General features: G+C 69.6%; 1 pseudogene. It reads right to left on the reverse strand.

Going from position 1 to position 2,467, the window contains the following annotated elements:
• Positions 1 to 2,428, reverse strand: a pseudogene (locus tag DVH02_RS31200) (beta-ketoacyl synthase N-terminal-like domain-containing protein); the annotation flags it as partial.
• Positions 2,429 to 2,467: the final 39 nt, after the last annotated feature.

Raw genomic sequence — 2,467 nt, forward strand, 5'->3', positions numbered from 1 at the left:
GACCCGGGAACACAAACACCACACCATCGTCGCCAACCACACCCACACGCCCCCGCACCACAGAACCCGGCATCACACCATCACCGGCCACCAAAGCACCCAACCCCACACCAAAACCACCCGCACCCGCACCAAACACCACAGCACGATTCTCGAACGCCGAACGCGTCGCAGCCAACGACCACGCCACATCCACCCCCCGCACACCCTCACCCAACGACAACAAACGGCCCGCCTGAGCCGACAAACCCTCCCCACCCCGGCCCGACACCACCCACGGCACCAGACCACCCGGCCCAAACACCGCAACCCGACCATCGACAGACCCGGAAACCTCCTCCGGAGCCTCCTCCAGCACCTCCACAGGCGCCTCCTCCAACACCACATGCGCGTTCGTCCCACTCACCCCGAACGACGACACACCCGCCCGACGCGGACGACCCCCACCACCCGGCCACTCCACCGCCTCCGTCAACAACGACACCGCACCCGTGGACCAATCCACATGCGGGGTCGGCTCGTCCACGTGCAGCGTCCGCGGCAGCACACCATGCTGCATCGCCAGCACCATCTTCATCACACCCGCCACACCCGCCGCAGCCTGGGTGTGCCCGATGTTCGACTTCAACGACCCCAACCACAACGGACTCTCGGCGTCACGGCCCTGCCCGTACGTGGCCAGCAGCGCCTGCGCCTCGATCGGGTCACCCAACGTCGTACCCGTACCATGCGCCTCGACCACGTCCACCAGATCCGGCGTCAACCGCGCGTTCGCCAACGCCGCCCGGATCACCCGCTCCTGCGACGGACCATTGGGCGCCGTCAACCCATTACTCGCACCATCCTGATTCACCGCCGAACCCCGAACAACCGCCAGCACCGGATGCCCCAGACGCCGCGCGTCCGACAACCGCTCCAGCATCAACACCCCAACACCCTCACCCCACCCCGTACCATCCGCACCCGCCGCGAACGGCTTGCACCGACCATCCGGCGCCAACCCCCGCTGCCGCGAAAACTCCACGAAGATGCCGGGTTCTGCCATGACGGTGGCGCCTCCGGCGAGCGCGAAGGAGCACTCCCCGGCGCGCAGCGACTGGACGGCGAGGTGCAGCGCGACCAGCGACGACGAACACGCGGTGTCGACGCTGATGGCCTGCCCCCGCAGCCCGAGAACGTAGGCGATGCGCCCGCTGGCGACGCTGCCCGAGGTACCCGTCAGGAGGTAGCCGTCGACGGAGGCGGGAGCCTGGTGCAGCCCGGGGCCGTACTCCTGCGCCATGAGGCCCACGAACACACCGCCGTCGCGCTCGCGCAGCGTCTCGGGGTCGATGCCGGCCCGCTCCAACGCCTCCCACGAGGCTTCCAGGAGCAGCCGCTGCTGCGGATCCATGGCCTCGGCTTCGCGCGGCGAGATGCCGAAGAAGGAGGCGTCGAACTGGCCCGCGTCGTAGAGGAACGAACCCGAGCGCGCGTACGTCGTGCCGTGGTGCTGGGGGTCGGGGTGGTACAGGGCGTCCAGGTCCCAGCCGCGGTCCGCCGGGAAGGCGGAGATCGTGTCGGCTCCGTTGCTCAGCAGATCCCACAGCTCGTCCGGCGTATGAATGCCGCCGGGCAGACGGCAGCCCATGGAGACGATGGCGATGGGTTCCGCGTCGGCGGCGGGGCGCGGCGCGTCGGCAGGCCCGGTGTCGCCCTCGGTCCCGTCGTGCAGCAGCCCGCCGACGTGACCCCCGAGCGTGCGCGGCGTGGGGTGGTCGAAGAGGACGGAGGCAGGCAGCGCGAGTCCGGTCTCCGCGACCAGCCGGTTGCGGAGTTCCACGGAGGTCGCGGAGTCGAAGCCGAGCGCCTTGAAGGTGAGGGTGGCGTCGACATCGCCCGGTGCGGCGTGCCCGAGCACCACGGCCGCGTGCGCGCGGACTCGCTGCACCCAGTCGTGCCGGGCCGTCGACGGAACGGCTTCCGCCGAGGGCTTCGCCGACAACGCCGAAGTCGCGGTACGCCGTGGGGAGGCCGTGCCGTCGAGCCAGTACCGGCGCCGCTGGAACGCATAGGTCGGGAGCGGAACGGCGATACCGTCCTGACCGGCAAGGACCGCCGTCCAGTCCACGGGAACACCCCGCACCCACGCCTCAGCCAACGACGTCAGGAAACGAGGGCTTCCCCCGTCGTCACGACGCAGCGTGCCCACCACCACCGCGTCCGCGGCAGCCTCCTGTACGGCCATACCCAACACGGGATGCGAGCTGACCTCGACAAACGCACCGAAACGCTGCCCGGCCAGACTCTCCACCGCCTCAGCGAACCGCACCCGCTGACGCAAGTTGCGATACCAGTAGCCCGCGTCGAGTTCGGCCGTGTCCACGAACGCGGCCTCAGTCGTCGAGAAGAACGGCACCCCACCCACCCGAGGAACAACCGGCGCAAGAACCTCCGCCAACTCGCCCTCAAGCGCCTCCACATGCCA

It is taken from the genome of Streptomyces corynorhini (genome assembly GCF_003346515.1).
GTDB lineage: Bacteria > Actinomycetota > Actinomycetes > Streptomycetales > Streptomycetaceae > Streptomyces > Streptomyces corynorhini.